The 20,028-nt window shown below is 45.8% G+C and carries 15 protein-coding genes; 3 read left to right on the top strand and 12 right to left on the bottom strand.

Translation table 11 applies throughout. From position 1 onward, the window contains the following. Positions 1-25: 25 nt before the first annotated feature. The 6 genes from purU to MP3633_RS06930 form a co-directional block, all read right to left on the bottom strand. The gene (gene purU / locus MP3633_RS06955; RefSeq protein WP_112139625.1) at positions 26-892 is read right to left on the bottom strand and encodes a formyltetrahydrofolate deformylase; all 867 of its coding nucleotides are present in this window, start codon (positions 890-892) and stop codon (positions 26-28) included. 104 nt (positions 893-996) lie between these two features. After that, on the bottom strand, positions 997-1,668 hold the full coding sequence (locus MP3633_RS06950; RefSeq protein ID WP_176335002.1) for a sarcosine oxidase subunit gamma: 672 nt from the start codon (positions 1,666-1,668) through the stop codon (positions 997-999). Beyond that, positions 1,661-4,678 (bottom strand): sarcosine oxidase subunit alpha family protein, encoded by a 3,018-nt coding sequence (locus tag MP3633_RS06945; RefSeq protein ID WP_176335001.1) that lies wholly within the window; start codon positions 4,676-4,678, stop codon positions 1,661-1,663. The genes MP3633_RS06950 and MP3633_RS06945 overlap by 8 nt, the downstream gene beginning before the upstream one ends. Further along, positions 4,675-5,025, bottom strand: coding sequence for a sarcosine oxidase subunit delta (locus MP3633_RS06940; RefSeq protein ID WP_112139630.1), 351 nt, complete (start codon positions 5,023-5,025; stop codon positions 4,675-4,677). Before MP3633_RS06940 ends, MP3633_RS06945 begins: the two co-directional genes overlap by 4 nt. Before the next feature lie 32 nt (positions 5,026-5,057). Continuing rightward, positions 5,058-6,311, bottom strand: a complete 1,254-nt coding sequence (locus tag MP3633_RS06935) for a sarcosine oxidase subunit beta family protein (RefSeq protein WP_112139632.1) — start codon at positions 6,309-6,311, stop codon at positions 5,058-5,060. Between the two features lie 347 nt (positions 6,312-6,658). Further along, positions 6,659-7,558, bottom strand: a complete 900-nt coding sequence (locus tag MP3633_RS06930; protein WP_176335000.1) for a LysR substrate-binding domain-containing protein — start codon at positions 7,556-7,558, stop codon at positions 6,659-6,661. Positions 7,559-7,639: 81 nt separating this feature from the next. On the opposite strand from MP3633_RS06930, the gene MP3633_RS06925 reads away from it, so the two are divergent. Next, positions 7,640-8,305: a LysE family translocator gene (locus tag MP3633_RS06925; protein ID WP_176334999.1), complete on the top strand. Its 666-nt coding sequence runs from the start codon at positions 7,640-7,642 to the stop codon at positions 8,303-8,305. Positions 8,306-8,410: 105 nt separating this feature from the next. Here MP3633_RS06925 and MP3633_RS06920 read toward each other — a convergent pair whose 3' ends face one another. Then, positions 8,411-9,610, bottom strand: coding sequence for an MFS transporter (locus tag MP3633_RS06920; RefSeq protein WP_176334998.1), 1,200 nt, complete (start codon positions 9,608-9,610; stop codon positions 8,411-8,413). 109 nt (positions 9,611-9,719) lie between these two features. Between MP3633_RS06920 and MP3633_RS06915 the strand changes: the two genes are divergently transcribed. Together MP3633_RS06915 and MP3633_RS06910 are read left to right on the top strand one after the other, a co-directional pair. Beyond that, positions 9,720-10,706 carry an AraC family transcriptional regulator gene (locus MP3633_RS06915; RefSeq protein ID WP_176334997.1) on the top strand — a complete coding sequence of 329 codons (987 nt, stop codon included), beginning with the start codon at positions 9,720-9,722 and terminating at the stop codon, positions 10,704-10,706. Between the two features lie 187 nt (positions 10,707-10,893). Further along, on the top strand, positions 10,894-11,958 hold the full coding sequence (locus tag MP3633_RS06910) for an FAD:protein FMN transferase (protein WP_176334996.1): 1,065 nt from the start codon (positions 10,894-10,896) through the stop codon (positions 11,956-11,958). A gap of 100 nt (positions 11,959-12,058) precedes the next feature. Here MP3633_RS06910 and uxuA read toward each other — a convergent pair whose 3' ends face one another. The 5 genes from uxuA to MP3633_RS06885 are packed head-to-tail and all read right to left on the bottom strand — an operon-like array spanning position 12,059 to position 19,960. Continuing rightward, positions 12,059-13,249, bottom strand: a complete 1,191-nt coding sequence (gene uxuA, locus MP3633_RS06905) for a mannonate dehydratase (protein ID WP_176334995.1) — start codon at positions 13,247-13,249, stop codon at positions 12,059-12,061. A gap of 1 nt (position 13,250) precedes the next feature. Further along, positions 13,251-14,741: a mannitol dehydrogenase family protein gene (locus MP3633_RS06900; protein ID WP_176334994.1), complete on the bottom strand. Its 1,491-nt coding sequence runs from the start codon at positions 14,739-14,741 to the stop codon at positions 13,251-13,253. Positions 14,742-14,770: 29 nt separating this feature from the next. After that, positions 14,771-16,177: a glucuronate isomerase gene (gene uxaC, locus MP3633_RS06895; protein WP_176334993.1), complete on the bottom strand. Its 1,407-nt coding sequence runs from the start codon at positions 16,175-16,177 to the stop codon at positions 14,771-14,773. 13 nt (positions 16,178-16,190) lie between these two features. Next, complete coding sequence (locus MP3633_RS06890) at positions 16,191-18,617, bottom strand: glycoside hydrolase family 31 protein (protein ID WP_176334992.1); 2,427 nt, start codon at positions 18,615-18,617, stop codon at positions 16,191-16,193. 44 nt (positions 18,618-18,661) lie between these two features. Continuing rightward, a complete protein-coding gene (locus MP3633_RS06885; RefSeq protein WP_176334991.1) occupies positions 18,662-19,960 on the bottom strand; it encodes a TRAP transporter large permease in 1,299 nt (432 codons plus the stop codon). Between the last annotated feature and the right edge of the window lie 68 nt (positions 19,961-20,028).

Here is a 20,028-nt window from a genome sequence, read left to right as displayed (position 1 = left end):
TTGTTCTTTTACTTAAAAAAAGACGTTACCCACCAAACACAACCGTGCGTTTGCCATTTAAAAAGACGCGTTTTTCAACGTGATATTTCACAGCATTAAACAAGGTGACACGTTCGATGTCTTGTCCTTTTGCCACAAGATCTTCTGGGAAATGCGCATGGTTTACCGTTTGAATGCCTTGAGTGATGATCGGCCCCTCGTCCAAGTCATTGTTAACATAGTGGGCTGTTGCGCCGACCATTTTGACGCCTTTTTCCCACGCTTGATGATAAGGGCGAGCGCCTTTAAATCCTGGCAATAAAGAATGATGGATATTAATGGCTCGGCCGTCTAGGTATTCACACATGCTTGGTGACAGTACTTGCATGTAACGCGCTAAGACAACCAATTCAGTATCGTATTGCTCGATCAGCTCTCGTACCTTCGCTTCTTGTTCTAGCTTGGTCTCTGCGGTGATAGGCAAGTGGTAATACGGAATGCCGTGCCATTTCGCAAGTTCTTCTAGATCAGGGTGATTTGAAATAATAACCGTCACATCAATATTCAGCTGACCGGTACGGAAACGATAGAGTAAATCGTTCAAGCAATGGTCGTATTTCGACACCATGATAGCCACTTTTGGCTTATGATTTGGCGCCGTCAATTCCCACGTCATATCAAACTCTGCCGCGCGGGAAGAAAACTTTTCAGTGAACGTAGCGTCACTAAAGCCATCATTTGGAGGGAAAAACTCAATACGAATGAAAAACAAACCCGATTCTCTGTCATCAAAAGAGTGAATTTCGTCTATGTAGTTTTCCGCTTCTGCCATGTATCGAGTCACAACATCAACGGTACCAATAAGGCTCGGGCAGCTGGCAGTAAAAATCCAAGGTAAGGTTTTCGATTTCATACGCTATCTCTTAATGTCTGTCACGAAAAAGGCTGACCACACAAAGTGGCCAACCAAAACCGTGAACTAAAAGGAATGGATTTGAAACAATGATTCTTTAATGATTAGGTCGCTTTAACGACTAAGCCGTATTCACGACTGGCGTCTTGAATCCATAACCAAAGATAATCGGCGAAACTACGACGAACCACTAACTCAAAATGGTTGTCACCGAGCCGACAAATAATTGCGCCACTCTTAGCAAAAATAGTCGATACTACTTTTCCTACGGGGAATTCACGGATATGCAAATCCACAGGAATCGACTTTTTCAGCATATCAACAACATGATCGCCAGAAACATCAAATACCGTCGAACCACCACTGATATTTACTAAAGAAAAATGACCACTTAGTGTTTCAAAAAAGCGAGTTTCGATATCAAAAGCTTGTTCACCGGGAACAATGATTAACCATTCGTCCGGACCAACCCAACGCACAGAAATGTCACCGTTGACGACTGACGTCAACGGCTTCATTGGTAGAACGACACCCAGCAAAGCGGTAATCTCGCTTTGCTGTTCTGATGAGGGCGTGCAACGCAGGGTTAGCAACCCTAAGAGCTTATGCTCACAAAAATGCACGCCGCCTACTTGTGGACCTTGCGTAGCAATGCTGTCTAAATCCGCATGGTGTAAAGGACTTTCACCGACAATATTTGGCTCTGATGGTAAAGGCCGCTGATGCGTAACCAGTTTTGGTAATTGCTCAGGTGTTTCTAACGTAATATCAGACATGTTGACGCTCCCCTTTTGGATCTAAGAACACAGGGCTACAAATTTCAGCTTCTATCACTCGGCCATCGACCAATGGATAAAAGACTTTCTCACCCATTTTTTCCAACCCACCTTTGACAAAACCCATCGCAACCGAGCGATTCAAGTTTGCACTCCAGTAGCTGGACGTAACATGCCCAACCATCGGCATTGGAATTGGCGCCTTCGGATCCAGTACACCTTGTGAACCTTCTGGTAAAACAACATTTGGATCAATCGTTTTTAATCCCACCAGCTGTTTACGTTCAGCACGCACACAATCCTCACGTTGCATACCGCGTTTACCAATGAAGCTAAAAGGCTTCTGCATAGACACGGCCCAAGACATGCCTAAATCGAACGGATGCACAGAACCATCGGTATCTTGTCCCGCAATAATGAAGCCTTTCTCGGCCCGCAATATATGCATGGTCTCTGTGCCGTACGGCGTTAGATTGAATTCTGCGCCCATTTCGAACAAGGCTTTCCAAACATGCAAACCGTAGTTAGCTTGTACGTTGATCTCGAATGACAACTCTCCAGTGAAGGAAATGCGGAAGACACGAGCAGGAACACCTGCGACCGTCATTGGTTTCCAATCCATGAACGTCATGTTTTCTTTCGATACATCGTAGTCGGTCAATTTCTCCAACAACTTGCGGCTGTTCGGGCCGGAAATCGTCATCGTAGACCAATGATCTGTAACCGAGGTGAAATACACTTCCATCTCTGGCCATTCGGTTTGATGATAAATTTCCAACCACTCTAAAACATGCGCCGCACCGCCTGTCGTTGTCGTCATTAAGAAATGATTCTCCGCCAAGCAAGACGTCACACCGTCATCGAATACCATGCCATCTTCGCCGCACATCAAGCCGTAGCGACATTTTCCGACCGCTAGTTTTGCCCATGCGTTGCTGTAAACACGACCTAAAAATTCACGCGCGTCTTTGCCCTGAATATCAATTTTACCCAAGGTTGAAGCATCCAAAATACCGACGGATTCGCGTGTCGCTACACATTCGCGGTTCAAGGCGTCTTGCATAGTTTCGTTGCCTTGTGGGTAATACCAAGGGCGTTTCCATAAACCGACGTCTTCAAACTTTGCGCCATGCGCTACATGCCAAGAATGCATGGCGGTATAACGTTCTGGATCAAATAATGCACCACAATCACGTCCCGCAATCGCGCCGAACGTCACTGGCGTGTAGTTAGGACGGAAGATCGTCGTACCTGTTTGTGGAATGGTTTTATTAAGCGTTTTTGCCGCAATTGCCATACCATTGATATTGCCAAGTTTACCTTGGTCCGTTCCAAAACCCATCGCCGTGTAGCGTTTCACATGTTCAATCGACTCAAAACCTTCTCGACACGCCAGCTCAATACCTGCGGCGGTAACGTCATTTTGGTAATCGACAAACTGTTTAGGCGCTTTTGATGTTGGCTTAGTGTGCGGGATATGGAACAAGGCCATTGATACGCCTTCTTCAATCACATCCGCTTCTGGCAAGTCGACTTTCGATGTCGCTAATCCCAAATGAGACAACGCATCGAGGCCGGCCTTTAATCCTTCAGACAATGCTTTTGAGGTCGTGAATGTGCCATTAATCGCACCCGCTGTGAGTTGTTTCTGTACTGTTGCACCCGGCGTAAAACCAAGAATTTCGTCATTCCAAACAGGACGAGCACCAGTGTGACATGACAAATGAATAACCGGACTCCAGCCGCCAGAAGTGGCAACCGTATCGGCTTTCATTTTTACAATGGCACCGACAACAGCGTCACCAGCCTCATTCAATGGCGCAATCGATACACCGGTAACACGCTTGGTGCCATGCGCTTCAATAACACCAGAACTCACCATAATGTTGATACCACGTGCTCGAGCGGCTTCAACAAAGGTACCTTGTGGGTTCTTACGAGAATCCACTATTGCGACGACATTACGACCCGCATCGTACCAATCTAACGCAGTACGATAGGCATTGTCGTTTGAGGTCATCAGTACCAAGTCATTCCCTGGAACGACGCCGTAGCGATTAATATAGGTCGATACGGCATTTGCCACCATACAACCTGGAACATCATTGTTGCCATACACTAAGGGACGCTCATGAGCGCCTGTTGCCAAGATTACCCATTTTGCCCGTACACGATGCAAGCGCTGAGCAACTTGACCATTTGGTGCGCGGTCTGCGAATTGATCGGTACAATGTTGCTGGATGGTTAAAAAGTTGTGGTCGTGATAACCATTGACTTGCGAGTTTGGCAACATCATTACATCGTCAAACGTCGAAAGCTCTTTAACCACATCTGCAACCCATTCCGCAGCGGGTTTTCCGTCTAGCGTTTCAGTGCTGCTTAATAAGCTGCCACCAAATTCATTTTGTTCATCCGCTATGATCACTCTTGCGCCAGCACGTGCAGCCACCAATGCGGCTGCTAATCCGGCAGGACCCGCACCCGCTATCATGACGTCGCAATGCTGATTCACCTTGTCATAAATGTCTGGGTCGGTTTCTTTTGGCGCACGACCAAGACCAGCTGCTTTACGAATATAAGATTCGTAAGTACCCCACAAGGACTGCGGGAACATGAAGGTTTTGTAGTAGAAACCCGGTGGCATCATTTTCCCACCGATTTTACCCACGTATTCCATTAAATCAGTTTCGACGCTTGGCCAGCCGTTTGTTGTACCCGCGACTAGACCGTCGTATAAGGACTGCTGTGTGGCACGTACATTGGGAATTTGCGTCGCTTCGGTCGCACCGATTTGCATAATGGCATTAGGCTCTTCCGCACCCGCAGCAACAATGCCGCGAGGTCGGCTGTATTTAAAGCTTCGACCAACGATGTCGACACTATTGGCCAATAAGGCAGACGCTAACGTGTCGCCTTCGTAACCCTTATACTGTTTTCCGTTATACGTGAAGGTTAGCGCTTTGGAGCGATCAATTCGGCCGCCATTTTGAAGACGATTTTTCTGAGTCATAGTGTCGCTCCTGGCTTACTTTTTGGCGGCGCTTTATGGTTCTGAGACTCAGAGCTTACAGCGATATTTGCCACAACAGATGGCTGCTCACCAATTTTGTAGACTTCTTTAATTTCGTACGTTTGAGTGTCACGTGTGATGTTGAAAAACTTACGACACCCCGCCGCATGGACCCAAAGTTCATGATGGATTCCACGTGGGTTCTTACGAAAATAAATGTATTCGCCCCACTCTTTGTCGGTGCAAGCATCAGGATCCAAAGGGCGCGGAAGGTGTGCCTGCCCTGCGGCATGAAACTCTTCTTCCTCGCGGTGTTCACAACAATGCGGGCAATAAATATAAAACATGGTATTTCTCTCCTTAGTCGGCCTCAGCCCGCTTAATGCGCTACACCAGCGGCGCCGTGTTCATCCACCAGCGCGCCATTATGGAAACGGAACATAGAGAAAGGCTTGGCTAATGGGTGCATTTCACCTTTTGCCAACGACGCGGCAAAAACATGACCTGAACCCGGTGTTGCTTTAAAGCCACCCGTTCCCCAACCACAGTTGAAATACAAGTTCTTCACTGGTGTTTCAGTAATAAGCGGACACGCATCAGGACAAGTATCAACAATACCGCCCCACTGACGGTTCATTCGAACTCGACTGAACACAGGAAACATTTCGAGAATCGCTTGAATAGTATGTTCGACGGTGGCATAAGAGCCACGCTGACCATAGCCATTGTAGCCATCAATTCCTGCACCGATGACCAAGTCACCTTTATCAGACTGGCTCGCATAACCGTGTACATGATTGGACATAACGACCGTATCCAGAATAGGTTTGATCGGCTCAGACACTAAGGCTTGCAGCGGATGCGACTCTAGTGGCAGTTCAAAACCGCCCATCTTCGCTAAAAGGCTAGAATTTCCCGCCACCACACAACCGACTTTATCAGCACGAATTTCTCCGTATTGCGCGGTACGAACACCAACAACTGTACCGTCTTCAATAATCAGATCTTCCACTTCGGTTTGCTGGATCAAATCCACACCGTGTGCATCAGCACCACGAGCAAAACCCCACGCCACCGCATCATGACGTGCCACGCCTGCACGCGGCTGCCAAGACGCACCAAGAATCGGGTAACGTACATTGTCAGAGCAATCTAAAACGGGAACGATTTCTTTAATTTGCTGAGCGTCTAACACCTCGCCATCAATACCGTTTAAACGGTTTGCATTGACGCGACGCTCGATGTCTCGCATGTCTTGTAAAGTATGGCCAAGATTCAAACAACCACGCTGTGAAAACATCACGTTGTAATTCAAATCCTGAGAAAGACCTTCCCAAAGTTTCATAGAATGCTCGTAAAGATGAGCCGCCTCGTCCCATAAGTAGTTGGAACGAACGATGGTTGTGTTACGCGCTGTATTGCCGCCACCTAAAAAGCCTTTTTCGATTACCGCAACGTTAGTCACACCAAACTCTTTGGCTAAATAATAGGCCGTCGCCAACCCATGGCCACCGCCACCAACAATGATCACATCGTATTTCTTTTTAGGGGTTGGATTGCGCCACACCCGTTGCCAGTTTTCGTGATGGCTAAAACTGTGCTTTAACAACCCAAAGCCTGAATAATGCTGCATCAGATCAGCTCCCTTACATAAAACAATCGACTTAAGCGATTATCGTGGTGTGATTAAAATGGTTGCGACGCCCCAGCTAACTGAAGACGCCATAGAGTGAGCTTTCACCGTGATAATAGAGATAAAAAATGTCGATCTTATGCTTGGGAGCGTCCAGCGGATGACAATTTACGACAGAGGGAAAATGACGCTTTTGGAGAAGGCTAAAAATAACAAAGAGAGAGAAGATAAAACGCCTTGTTTACGCGCTTTTTACGCAAGAAGAAGGCGTTCAAAATAAGAATATTGTATGCCATCGTTTTCACTAAATTAGCGCCTGATGATTCATATGAATACTTTTTATCTTATTAGTTCATTTGATTTATTAATCCCATTAGCCACTTACAAAAAGCAGAGACTCTCGGGTCTTGGCTTGGATCCTCTAAGGTAAGTAAGGCGTAATCATAGCCGGTGGACTGCAAACCTAATGGTGCAATGAGTCTCTGTGTTTTTAGATCGTCAGACACCAATGGTACTGAACCAATGGCAACCCCAAGTCTATCTTGAGCGGCTTGCAAGCTGTAAAAAAAGTGATCAAAGTGCTGCTCACTTTTCGGGATGATTCTTTCCAAACCGTAAGCCGCTTTCCAATCATCCCATGCATTAGGTCGAGTTCGACTGTGTAACCAATTGGCGTTACTTAAGTCTTGAGCAATATGGTCATTCCAATAAGCGGTTGTACACACTGGGCCTGCCAATTCAGAGCAAAGCGTTGTGATCTGATAATCGTCGTTCACGCCGAAGTCCATCCGTCGGATAGCAATGTCACAACTTTCTGACAGTAGATCAATTGGCCCACCCGCCATGCGCAAATCAACGTTTAACTCTGGACAGAGCGTTCGGAATTCACCTAATCGAGGCATTAACCAGCGCATTGCTAAGCTTGGCTCACAGGAAACTGTTAAAAAAGGCGAGCCACTGTCGTGCCGGTGTATTTCTTCTACAGTGAGACTCAAAGCATCTAAGGTTTCGGTGGCCGTTTTCTTTAGCCGCTGACCAGCGGCAGTTAAGTAAACGCGACGATTGCGTCGTACAAATAAACCCACACCGAGACGCGCTTCAATTTGTGCGACCGCACGACTGATTGCACCATGGGTTAGGTTGAGCTCTTGCGCCGCACGAGAAAAATTTTGATGTCGAGCGGCGGCTTCAAAAGCGGTCAATGCGCCCAACGGCGGAAGTCTTCTTTTTATGTGACTATTACTCACAAAAATCACCATTAATTATCGATTTTATTTGGAAACCTACTCACTTAGACTCTTATTATTCACAGATTAGAGTATCTTGCCATGTTAAATATTGATCAATTTGAATTGTATTCCGTTGCTATTATTACTTTATTGGCCGTCATTAGCCCTGGGCCAGATTTTGCGATGGTGTCGAAGGTCTCGTTATTAAAAGGACGGACGAATGGCATTTTATGTGCCTTAGGGATAAGCGTCGCCATTAGTGTGCATCTGGTTTATACGCTTCTGGGACTAGGGGTTGTGTTTGCTAACAACATTTGGGTTCTGAATACACTGCGTTATCTTGGCGCCATGTACCTTATTTGGTTAGGTGTTTCTGCTTTATGGCCGGACATCAAAAAAATCTTTTTTAGAGCAAGGTTTCAGCAGACATTTGAACCATTGAAAAGTGAAAACTCATCTCAAAACAAACTGACTGGTAGTGGGTCAGCTTTTTGGTCTGGGTTTGCTTGTAACGCACTCAATCCCAAAACCATGCTGTTTATCGTGTCTTTGTTTAGCCAAGTCATTTCAACAGATACATCTTTACTGATGGAACTTAGCTATGGTGTTTATATTTCTTTAGTGCATTTTATTTGGTTTGGCCTAGTCGCTTGCCTACTAACGTCAGCGACAATTCAAAAGAAAGTATTGGTCTTTAAAATATGGATAGAACGCATTACTGGCTTGCTGATGACATCACTCGGTTTGCGGCTATTGATTAGCTGATTTTAATGCAAGAAGGCAAAGAGGGTCAGTTTAGGGCAAATACAAATCCCCCGGTTGTCGTGAAATACCCGGGGGTTGAGCTGTTAGAAATGAACGATGTTTACACTATTTTATTTCCACAGGCGCGGATCGTAGGCCCAACGTAACGATAATGGCTGCGGCCAAAAGAATAATGGCAGCGATGGTGAAAACACCAAGTGCACCACTGACATCAAAAACAAGTCCACCCGCCGCGGCACCAGCTCCAATACCAACCTGAATGGCGGCGACCAGAAGCCCACCACCACTTTCAGCTTCGTCAGGAACGCTACGTGTGATCCAAGTCGACCAAGCCACTGGCACTCCACCAAACGCCATCCCCCAGATTGCTACCAGTACGGCGGTGGACGCAATATCACCTTGGACGCTGACCATACCAATTCCAGCCAAACCAATAATCAGTGGCATAAGGGTCAGAGTCAGGCGCAACGATCGCGCAATCAAGACGCCAGCAATATGAGTTCCAATGAAATTGGCAATACCAAAGCCTAGCAAAATTCCCGAAACACCTGCGGTTGCTACACCAGTAACGTTTTCAAGAAACGGCCGAACATAGGTAAACAAGGCAAAATGACCAGTGAAAATGAGTACTAACATAAACAAACCGAACTTCATTCGAGGTCGATTCATCACCGCGATCAGAGTGCGTAATGTTGCTCTTCCTTGGGGCTGCATTCTAGGCAAAGTGAAAAACTGGACAAAGAGAGCCAGAACACCAAGCAAGGACGCCAGTAGGAAAACATTACGCCAGCCGATTACGCCACCAAGATAGCTGCCGAGCGGCGCTGCAAAAATAGTCGCTGCCGAAACGCCGCTAAACAAAATAGCCAGAGCGCGTGGAACACTTTTGTCAGGCACCAGTCGCATAACGGTGGCTGCCGCCATAGTCCAAAAGCCACCAAGGGCAATACCCAGCAATACACGTCCAGCTAGCAGCAAGAGAAAATTTGGCGCAAGAGCAACCAAAATATTCGAGATAATTAAAAGTACTGAAAAAACCAGCAAAACATAACGACGATCCATCCTACGGGTGACAGTAGCGGTCAAAAGACTCGTGATTACCGCAAGAATAGCGGTAGCCGAAACGGCTTGACCAGCCATACCTTCCGTTATTGAAAGATCAAAAGCCATTGGTGTCAGAAGGCTGGCGGGCAAAAACTCCGCTGTCACCAACCCGAAAACACCTAACGTCATGGCTATCACTGCACCCCAAGCGGGTACCTCTTGTGCCTGATGGGCCGGAGACACATTTACGGTATTCGTCATCGAAAGTCCTCTTAAATGAATGTTTTTACACTGCATCCAGAATAATATGGACAGACCAGACGATATATACCAATATGTCTTAAATTCATACCATATCGTCCGGATCACTATGCCACTTTCTCCGCCAAACAATCTAATCAATAAAACCCAACACGATATGATGAACGAGCTTTTGTCTGGTGTCCGCCTTAAAGGCCTTGAGTACAGAAGAGTAGATATTTCTGCGCCATTTGGCCTACGCTTTGGAGAAGAGTCGGATAAAAGGTTGGCGTATTTTCATTTCATCGGACAGGGTTCAGCATTTTTGCGAACCCGAAGTGGCACGGTACACCAGCTTGCATGCGGTGATGCCGTCTTGATGCCTTGCGCCGGAACCCATGATCTTTATAGCGAAGACGGTGCGCCACTGATCAGCATTAATGCCTTTGAGAAAGTGCAATTATGTGATGCCACGTCGGAAATTAGCGCTTGTGACACTGGAATATGCAGATCAAAGGACAATCTAATTTTCAGTTGTGCCATGGAATTCGACTTGGGCTGGCTTCATCCATTAGCGCATTTAAAACCCGAAGTAATGCATATAGAAACAGTACCCGATTATGATCCACAAATACCCGCCATCCTTGATGTGATGACCAAGGAATTAAAGGCTAAGCGACCAGGGTATAGTGTAATTTTGACACGACTTGCCGATGTAGTGGCAGCGGCCATTTTGCGTCGTTGGGTAGAAATCGGGTGCAACGTGTGCGGTTGGGTTGAAGCAATGCGCGATCCGAAACTAGCTCAGGTTTTATCCGCCCTACATCATGACCCGGGACGACAATGGTCAGTGGCGGATATGGCCTTTGAAATGGGAACATCACGATCTGTCTTTGCTGAACGGTTTGCCGAATTAACCCATTCCACACCACAACAATACTTGGGTAACCTGCGCATGCGACTCGCAAGCCAGTGGATTAGCCGAGATAATCTGTCCCTTGACGACATCGCCGATCGACTTGGCTATAGTTCTGCTGCTTCATTCAGTAGAGCATTTAAACGAACGACGGGAATATCACCCGGCGCAGTAAGAAGTGGCGTTCTTCCAGAACTATAAAGAACTTTAAAATCTTGCCAGTTTACTTTGTTAGCATTTTAAAAAGTGTGTCGTGAAAGAATTAATTTAGATATTTAATTTAAGATGCTAAAAATGCACATTAGTGTGGATGATAAACGGTTCGATAGAGTTGAACATAAACGGCTGATAAACTTGCCTGATTTGATATCAACAAGGCTTAAATTATATGTCTACCTCCATAAAATCTAGTTTTAAAGCAACCAAGGTTGCAGTCTTTAGCGCACTATTAATGACAATCTTTTTAGTGGGTTGCAGTGAACCACCCAAACTTGAAAGCGTTGAAGGTTATGCCCAAGGCACCACATATCAAATCAGTTTTTGGTCTGAAGATGCCGTTCCTGTGACAGAAATACAAACGGCGTTTAACGATACGCTTACACAAATAGATAAAGAGCTTTCCACTTATCGCCCTGATTCCTTCATTTCCGAGTTTAACCGTAGCCTTTCTGTTGCTTGGCAACCCACCTCTCAAGACTTTGTCGATCTGGTTAAAATCGCCCAAGACATACATGCAAAATCGGAAGGTTGTTACGATCCGACAATTGGTCCTTTGTTCGATTTGTGGGGTTTTAAAACCGACAAACTTCATGTGCCAACACCGGAAGAACTCACAGCGCTTAAGTCAGAGCTTGGAATCGATAAAATAGAGATAGACGAAGAAAATTTGCGTGTACGCAAAACTCGCCCTTTTTTACAGCTTGATTTTTCCTCTATGGGCGAAGGCTATACCATTGGAAAGTTAAGCGATGTGTTGGAGACCAAAGGCTACGATAACTACATGGTGCAATTTGGTGGCGACATGAAGATCAAGGGCCACAAGCCAAATGGCGACAAATGGCGAGTGGCCATTCAAAGTCCAATTCCTTCAGCTGACGGTGCTCCAAAAGTCTATCAAGCCATGACGGTTGTCGACGAAAATGGCGTGACGCTGGACACATCCGGCACGTATAACCGCCATTTTGATGACAATGGTGTAGAGTATTCTCACATCATCAACCCAAGTACTGGCAAGCCCATTACTCACGATCTTGTGTCAGCGTCTGTGCTTGGCACCGACCCGAGAATAAGTGATGCATGGGCAACGACTATGTTGTGCCTAGGCCCTTTAGAAGGCGCGAAAATCGCTAAAAATGAAAACCTAGAAGTCTTCTTTATTGAAAGAAAAAACGACAAATTGGTTAACGCTAGCAGTGCTGCCTTACTTAAAACAAACAGAATGAAATTCGATTAATACACTATTTGGCTGAAAAAAATGCCTTCTGACCCATATCGGTACAGAAGGCATTTTACATTCAAGCTTAGTAACTCTTTAGATTTGGTAATTCGCTAGATTAAAGCGTGCTTTTCAAGCCAAGTTCTAAACCACGAACTTCTGCTAAGCCTTTCATTCGGCCGAGTTTAGAGTAACCCGGTTTCGAGTTTTTATCCAAGTCATTCAGAATTTGATGGCCATGGTCTGGTCGCATTGGTATCAGGCTTGGTCCTTTACCACCATTAGAAAGATTGTCGTGACGCTTTTTCTCTTCAACAAGAAGCGCACGAACCACGCCGACCATGTCTACATCGCCGCCAAGGTGAGACGCTTCATGGAAACTGCCCGCTACTTCTTCACGCTTGGTTGATCTTAAATGCGTAAAGAAGATGCTAGAGCCAAAGCGTTGCACCATATCGACCAAGTCGTTGTCGGCGCGAACGCCATAAGACCCAGTACAAAGGGTAATACCGTTTGCCGGACTTGGCACTGCCTTGAGTATCCATTCTATGTCATCTTTTATCGAGACAACTCGAGGAAGGCCTAAGATTGGACGTGGTGGATCATCTGGGTGAATCGCCAAACGCAAACCACCTTGTTCTGCGGAGGGAACGATCGCTTCTAAGAAAAGCTTTAGATTTTCACGCAGTGTGTCTTTATCAATGTGATCGTATTCTTCAAGTTTCGAGCGAAACTGTTCCAAGGTGTAGCTTTCTTCTGATCCGGGAAGACCGGCGATGATATTAGCGACTAAGCGGTGTTTGTCTTCTTCTTTTAGATTCTCAAGGAAGATTTTAGCTTGTGCTTTTTCTTCGTCGCTGTAGTCAGATTCTGCGCCTTTGCGCTCTAGAATGTATAATTCAAACGCAGCAAAAGCCGTTTGGTCAAAGCGCAATGCACGTGATCCGTCTGGCAATTCATAATCCAAATCCGTACGTGTCCAATCCAACACTGGCATGAAGTTGTAGCACACAGTATCGATGCCACATTCCGCTAAGTTAAGCAGCGTCTGCTGATAGCTCTTAATGTACTCTTTATAGTTACCAGTGCGTTTTTTGATGTCTTCATGTACAGGCACACTTTCGACCACTGACCAGCGAAGTGTGTGCGCTTCTATCATGGCTTTACGTGCTTTAATGGCTTCTACTGGCCACACCTCACCATTCGGAATCTCATGTAATGCGGTGACGACGCCAGTCGCCCCAGTCTGACGGATATCCGTCAGGGTTGTTTCATCATTTGGTCCAAACCAACGCCAAGTGTGTTCCATGTTATCCTCCGAAATGCGCAGTGTTGTTATTTAATAGTCTGTTGTTGAATGACAGACATTTAGTAACACCGCTTGAAATAATTGTTTGATAAGCTTTCAGCACAGTTTGAGAAAACGCCTCGTCTTGGCTGAGTTTTGTAGAAAAAATATCGTTCAGCTTTAAGGCTTCATGAACCAAAGTTTCTGGTTCTGAACAGCGCGTATGAAGCTCGCTCAATGTCTGCGCCATTGGGTCGTCCACGGTATGTCGATTGCCCTCAGAATCTTCACCTCGTACATAAAACAGCCATGCCGCCACGCCAAGCGCTGTTGCATTAAGGTCGTCTTGTTTCGCCCCCTTCGCCAAGCGCTCTTCGGCTCCGCTTAACCAGCGCTGCGGGATTTTTTGTGATCCATCCATCGCAATTTGCGACAACTGATGCTGCAAACTGTCATTAGCAAAACGGCTAACTAAACTTTCGATGTAGGTTTGAACCTGTACTTCTTTTGGCAAATCCAAGGTAGGTGAAGCTTCAAAACTCATATAGTGACAAATCAAGCTAGCGAACTTTTCATCTGCAACAGCTTGAGCCACAGTTTTGTATTTGGCCGCCAACCCAACATAAGCGAGCAATGAATGACTGCCGTTTAGCAGGCGAAGCTTCATGGTTTCAAATGGGTGAACGTCTTTCACCATTTGTACGCCGTCATGCTCCCAATCTGGTCGACCTTGCGGGAAGTTATCTTCTACAACCCATTGGCTAAAGGCTTCACACATCACAGCATTTTGATCGTGACAATTCAGCTCCTTCTGCAATCGCTCGCGGGAAGCATCCGACATTGCTGGCACTATTCTGTCCACCATTGAGCTTGGGAAAGCCACGTTGTCTTCAATCCATTGAGCAAACTCTGCTGAACGATGAGACGCCAACTCACATACTGCACGACGCGTTAAACTGCCGTTATTAGGCATATTGTCACAAGACAAAATAGTAAAAGGCGGCAGATTCAATTCTTTTCTGCGATACAAGGCTTCAACCAAGATCCCCGGCGCGGTTTTTGGCGCCGTTGGATTCTGAATATCATGCTGAATACTAGGATCGTCCTGACGCAATGTTTTGTCCGCGAGTGCTAGGTAATAGCCTTTTTCAGTAACGGTTAACGTGACGATTTTTGTCATTGGCGAAACGAGTTTTTCAAACAAAGGCTCTTTGTTTGTCCCAGAAAACAAGACATCACGAATCGCGTTAATTTCACGCAATTCAACATTCTGGCTGTCTTGGTATTCCGCAATATGATAGCGGCAGCCATTGGCTTTAAGCTCGTCAACCAGTTGGCTATTCGAGCGAATATTCACGGCACAAATACCCCAATTGCCACCTTGATTTCGGTTGAGGTTTTTTTCTATATAAACGGCTTGATGCGCACGATGAAAAGCACCTAATCCAATATGAACAATGCCAACATCCACCTTTTCTGGTGCGTATAAGGTATTTGTTGTTTCTATATTCATTATGATTCCTTATGTTTTTAAAAAACGTCTTAAAATCCAAAGTATTTCTTAGCGTTTTCCGAACAGATACCTTTTACCATCTCGCCTAATGACGCCATGTCTGCTGGCGCTTCACCACGCTCCACCCAGCCACCAATCATCTCGCACAGTAAACGGCGGAAGTATTCATGACGGGTGTAGGATAAGAAGCTGCGCGAATCCGTTAGCATACCGACGAATTGACTGAGCAAGCCCATTTGCGCCACGCTAGTAAGCTGGCGCTGCATGCCGTCTAGTTGGTCGTTAAACCACCAGCCAGAGCCGAATTGCACCTTGCCTACTACGCCGCCACCTTGGAAGTTGCCAGCCATAGTCGCTAACATTTCGTTGTGAATTGGGTTTAAGCAGTAAAGGATGGTTTTTGGCAGTTCGTCACTCTGATCCAAAGCATTCAAAAAACCAGACAAAGGCTCTGCAAACGCACGATCATCCATGGAGTCAAAACCAGAATCGCCACCAATCAGCTTAAACATTCTTGATGAGTTATTGCGACTCGCGCCAATGTGCAGCTGCATCACCCAACCTTTTTTGGCGTATTGCTTGCCCAACCAGACTTGAACCGCACTGGAAAATTGTGCAATTTCAAGCTCGGTTAAAGGCTGTTCATTGATCCGTTTCGATAAAATAGCATCCAATTCCGTTTCGCTTGGTTCACTAGCAAAACGCATGACTTCAATGCCGTGGTCGGCACTGCGACAGCCATGAGCATCGAATACCTCAAGACGTTGATCCAAGGCATCAATCAAATCACTAAAGCGCTCAATGTTTTTATCAGCCACTTTACCGAGTTTATTTAAGTAATCTTTGAAGCCAACATGATCGACTTTAAAAGCACGATCAGGTCGCCAGCTCGGCGTGACATCTATATCAAACGTTGCGTCGTTGGCGATAAATTTATGATGAGTTAAGTCGTCCGCAGGGTCATCTGTGGTACCAACCATTTTTACATTCATTTGCTGCATGATGCCGCGAGCTGAAAACTCAGGCTGCTGCAACATTTCGTTGCACTGCTCCCAAATGGCATCAGCCGTTTTAGGCGAAAACAACACATCTGTCACACCAAAAGGACGACGCAATTCTAAATGCGTCCAATGGTAAATTGGGTTACCAATACACTGAGGCACGGTTTTAGACCATGCTTGGTATTTATCTTTGAAGCTCGCATCGCCCGTTATTAAACGCTCTTCAATACCCGCGGCACGCATAGCGCGCCACTTGTAATGATCACCTTCCAGCCAAATTTCACCAAGGTCGGCAAAACGACGATTCTCGGCGATCTCTTGAGGGTTCAAATGGCAGTGATAATCGTAAATTGGTTGCTCAGCCGCGTACTCATGGTACAAGCGTCTAGCCGTTTCCGTTGTCAGTAAAAAATCTTCAGTCATAAAGTTTTTCATGTCATTTCCTTGGCTAAATAAAGGCGCTAAGAGCGACAGCTTGAGAACGGTGTATTTGCTTACCATTAACATACAAAGGACGCAGTTCACTTTCTGGCAAGGCAAAGCTCACCTCTTTGTAAGCGGGCTGCCATTCACCTTCACGAGAAATAACCAGTTCAATTCGTTCAAGATCGCATTTCAGCGCCATGTTCAGCTGAAGATATTTCCCATCTAAATAACCGGTTGAAAGCCCGTCATCGTCAAACACCGATAAATCACGCTGCCCTGCCCCTTTGAATGGGAAAACAAGAAACTGACGTTGAGTGTCTTTTTCTGCATCCACGTGCGCAATGCGGTTACTGGTGCTAATCACACTGCCTGCACGAGCAAGCAACGGAGTCTCTTCTAGAGCGGCTGGCAAGGAGATGTCTTGTCCACCGGCGTACCATGTCTTACGGTGAAAGTCGTACCAACCTTCGCCGTTGTCAGGCAAATACACAGGGCGAATTCTTTGGCCCTGCTCCACAACAGACGCCACCAATAAGTCTTTGCCCAGCAAAAAGTCATCGCACTCTTCGTAAGTACGAGCATCGGCTTCGTGATCTAAGAAAGTCGGACGGATCATAGGCTCATGATGTTTGTGCGCTTGCCACAACAAGTCATATAAATATGGCATTAAGCGGTATCGTAATGTCATTGTGGCTCGAATAATTGGTGTCACTTCTGGGTACATCCAAGGCTCGTTGACCGTCTGGTCGTCGTTCCAAGAGTGAATGGTAAAACGAGGATGCATCGCGCCATTTTGAACCCAACGGACGAACAACTCTGGATCAGGACGATCCCCCGAAAATCCACCCACATCATGACCGAGGTTGTACAATCCAGAAAGACTCATTCCAACGCCCATGCGAGTGTTGTAACGCAAGGTTTGCCAATTGGTACGGTTATCGCCACTCCATGTTTGCACATAGCGCTGCATGCCAGGGCAACCTGAACGAGAGATCAAATAAGGTCGTAAGTTAGGTGCAAATTCCGTTTGCGCTTCGTAAGAAGCACGCATCATTAACAAGGGTTGTAATGGACGAATGAGCTTGATCGGTGTCGGTTTACCAAAACCAGCACAGCGAGCATTACTGTCCCACACTTCGTATTCGTTGTTGTCATTCCAAGTAGAATCAATGCCTTTTTCAAGCAGTTGCTCGGTGACGTTCTTTTTCCACCATTGCACCGTATTCGGGTTGGTGAAATCCAAATGCGAACCGGAATCATCCCAAAACTGAGAAAACTCTGGAGCGTCTTCTTCCGAATCTTGGATAAACAAATTCTGTGACGCGACTTCGTCAAATCGTGGATGATCTTGCAGCAAACAAGGTTTGATATTGGCAGCTAATTTAAGGCCTGCCTGATGGAAATCTGCACTGAGCTTCAGCGGATCAGGAACCTTGCTGGTGTTCCAGTTGAAAACATAACGCTTGTTGCCAATCGAGGTATAGCCGGACGAAAGCTGGAAAGAATCACAAGGCATATTGTGATTGTCGCAATGCTTAATAAAATCACCCAACTGCTCTTGGGCATTGTCGGCGTCTGTATAAAGCATGGTAGAGCCACTGTAACCAAGGCTCCATTTCGGCCCGAAAATAGTTCGTCCAGTTAAGTTTAAATAGGTCTTGGTGACATCAATTACTTTTTGACCGTACATAAAGTAGAAATCTAGGTCGCCTTCATCGGCGTGGTAACTGCGATAATAACCGTGATAATTGTCTAGCTCATTGCCTAAATCAAACCAACTGGTTGACAAGTTATCGTAGAAAATCCCGAAGCTCGCTTGCTCTGTTTTGGTGATGTAAAACGGAATATGTTTGTACAGTGGATCGGTGTTTTTGGCATCGTAGCCCATCGCATCGATGTTTTTCATCTGATAACGGGAGCCGTGACGATTAAGGTCACCGGCTTTTTCACCCAAACCATAATATTTTTCAGACAAATCACGCGCCATATAATGGTGAATGTCATTGCTTTGAACGCCCAACATATAAGCACCGCTGTGACGGTCTGCAGCTAGATAATGCCACTCACCAGAGTCATCTGCGAATTCCCATGTGAGCTTCAAGGGTTTTGACAAGGTAACTCGAAGTGACGCGGTGGCAATGCTTAGTTGGTCATCTCGCTCTTCCACATTAAAATCCGGACAAGTAAACCCTTCGGTACTCATTCGGTCACGTCCTTCCCAACCCATTTCACTGCCATTAGGACTGTCATTAGGACTGTCATTAGGGGAAATACACCAGCTATTTTCGAGTTGTAGCTTACCGTTCTTTTTTAGCAACACACGAATCACGTTGGGTTCTAAAACAAACAAATGCAGAACATGGCGTTCATTGCTTTTGTTGTCTAAAATGGACACATCAACACGGTTTTTTTCTACGCCAAGAAGCGTCCAATTATTAATAGGCTTCATAAATATATATCTCCAAATATCATTAAAATTTGCAAGTTTCTAAATTAGTACCCAAGTAAAAGAGAAGGTAAAAACAAGCTAATTTCTGGAATAAAGGTCACTGCCAATAGCGCGACTAAAAGCAAAGCAAAAATAGGTAACAATGGTTTAATCACTTGGTCTATTTTTACGCCACTTACAGAACAGCCGACAAACAACGCGCTACCAACAGGCGGCGTACAAATACCGATGCATAAGTTGAACGTGATGATGATGCCGAAGTGAACAGGATCGATGCCAAGTTCTAGTGCGATCGGTAAAAAGATGGGTGTGAATATTAATAAAGCCGGCGTCATATCCATGAAGATGCCAACCACCAGCAGTATTAAGTTAATAATCAGCAGAATGATGATGGGATTATCTGATAGCGCCAGTAAGGCATCGCTGACGGCATAAGGAATGTCCGCATTGGCCATCGCCCATGCCATCGACATAGAAGCACCAATTAATAACATAATCATTGATGCGGTCATGACAGACCCAAGAATAATGTTAGGCATGTCTTTAATCGTCACTTCTCTATATATCAACGCCAGTAACAAGGAATAAATAACGGCAATGGCAGACGCTTCCGTGGCCGTAAATATACCGCCAATAATGCCCCCCATAATGACCACAATGAGCCCCAAACTAGGCAAGGCTCTAAAGGTTATTATACCGGCTTCACCCAGCGACACTTTTTCCGATACTGGGTAGTTTTTCTTCTTCGCGACGACAGCAACCGCCAACATGACGCAGGCGCCCATCAATAATCCAGGCAAATAACCGCCTAGAAACAATGCGCTAATGGAAGTACCACCGGAGATTAAAGAGTAAACAATCAAGGCGTTACTGGGTGGAATCAGCAAACCGGCGGGGCTGGACGTGATATTTACAGCGGTCGAAAAAACAGGGTCGTAACCGCTCTTTTTTTGCAATGGCGCCATGGTGCCACCCACCGCCGCCGCCGCAGCCACGGCCGAACCAGAAATAGAGCCAAAAAGCATGTTAGCGATGACATTCACATGACCAAGAGACCCAGGAAGACGACCAGCAAGCAGCTTTGAAAACTCTATGAGTCTAAGAGCTAAGCCACCCCGATTCATGATGTTGCCAGCAAGAATAAAGAAAGGGATCGCCAATAGAGTAAAACTGTCCATACCTGACGCAAGCTTTTGCGACACGACAGAAAGTGAAGCGCCAAAAGGCAAAGACACCATGATCGATAGCAATGAAGCAATCGCAATGGAAAAGGAAATTGGTACACCAAGTACCAGCATAGTGAAAAAACTACCAAACAGAACGAGCGCAACTAACCATTCCACGTTTTTTTATCCTTATTATTAGAATTTTTTAATGACTCAATGAGCCAACCAAAAGACGCTATTTTTTT

Origin of the sequence: Marinomonas primoryensis (genome assembly GCF_013372285.1) — a bacterium.
Taxonomy (GTDB): Bacteria; Pseudomonadota; Gammaproteobacteria; order Pseudomonadales; family Marinomonadaceae; genus Marinomonas; species Marinomonas primoryensis.
This window is presented reverse-complemented; position numbering and strand designations above follow the sequence as displayed.